This is a genomic window from Brachybacterium vulturis, from assembly GCF_043641765.1.
Taxonomy (GTDB): domain Bacteria; phylum Actinomycetota; class Actinomycetes; order Actinomycetales; family Dermabacteraceae; genus Brachybacterium; species Brachybacterium vulturis_A.
In genome coordinates this window covers 1-1056 of record NZ_JBHZRO010000052.1, presented here as the reverse complement: position 1 = coordinate 1056, position 1056 = coordinate 1, and the positions used below count along the sequence as shown (strand labels likewise).

The 1056-nt window shown below is 66.5% G+C and carries 1 protein-coding gene; it reads right to left on the bottom strand.

Translation table 11 applies throughout. The features are described from left to right. Positions 1-4 precede the first annotated feature (4 nt). Positions 5-994 (bottom strand): IS481 family transposase, encoded by a 990-nt coding sequence (locus ACHUEU_RS16480; RefSeq protein ID WP_394217168.1) that lies wholly within the window; start codon positions 992-994, stop codon positions 5-7. Positions 995-1056 lie beyond the last annotated feature (62 nt).

Genomic DNA, 1056 nt, shown 5'->3' with positions numbered 1-1056 from the left:
CGCCCTAGCTGTATGAGGTCATGACGTTGTCGACACGTTCGTGGACGCGGGTGGCCGGGGGCTGGTCAGCACAGGCGGTGTGCGGCCGATGATAGTTGTAGTGGTGGACCCAGACGCTGATTGCTTCGCGCCGCTCGTCTTCGGAGTAGAAGGCGTGGGCGTAGAGGTATTCCTCGGCGAGTATCCGCTGATAGCGCTCGACTTTCCCGTTGTGCCGCGGCGTGTAGGGCCGAGTCCGTTGATGCCGTGAAGCATGCGCGGTCACGGTGCGCACGAAGGTCCTCGCGCGGTAATTGGCGCCGTTGTCGGTGACCACCCGGACCAGGCGATTGATGCCGTGCGCAGCGAAGAAAGCACGGGCTCGGGAGAAGAAGGCGATGGTGGTCGCCGCGGTCTCGTTCTCGAGCGCCTCGGTGTAGGCGAGGCGGGAGTAGCCGTCGATCGCGGAGTGGAGGTAGGTGTATCCCACACGCTGGTGGCGTGCTCGGGTGCTGCCGCGGCCGTGGAGTCGCCAGCCTCCACCGTCGGGGATCTGGCCGACCTTCTTCACGTCCAGGTGGAGCATGTGGCCCGGGAAGCGGGCGATGATCTTCCCGTTCTCTCGGCTGTTCTCCCCTGTCGTGTCGAGGTCTCGGCGGCGGGAGATCCCCAGCCGCTGCAGCCATCTGCCGATAGTGCGGACGCAGTAGTGGTAGCCGCGGCCGGCGAGTTCCAGGGAGATGCGGCGAGCAGACCACTTGCGGTCCCGTCGCCAGGCGTCGATGAGCTCGAGGACCTCGGTCGGCAGCCGCGACGGACGCCTGGCCGGAGCACTGGAGCGGTCCTGAAGAGCTTCGATGCCGTCGTCGCGGTAGCGGTGGACCCACTTCGTGAGTGTGGAGCGGGCGATGCCTGCTTCGGCGGCGACGTGGGCGATGGGACGGCCATCGGTTTCGACACGTTCGACCAGGCGGAGCCTTCCGGCAGGGGTCAGCGGCGAATTACGGTGGGTCATGGAACGGGTCTCTTCCAGCAGATGGACGGCTTCAGCACCACCCATCGTGCCGGTCAGGGACC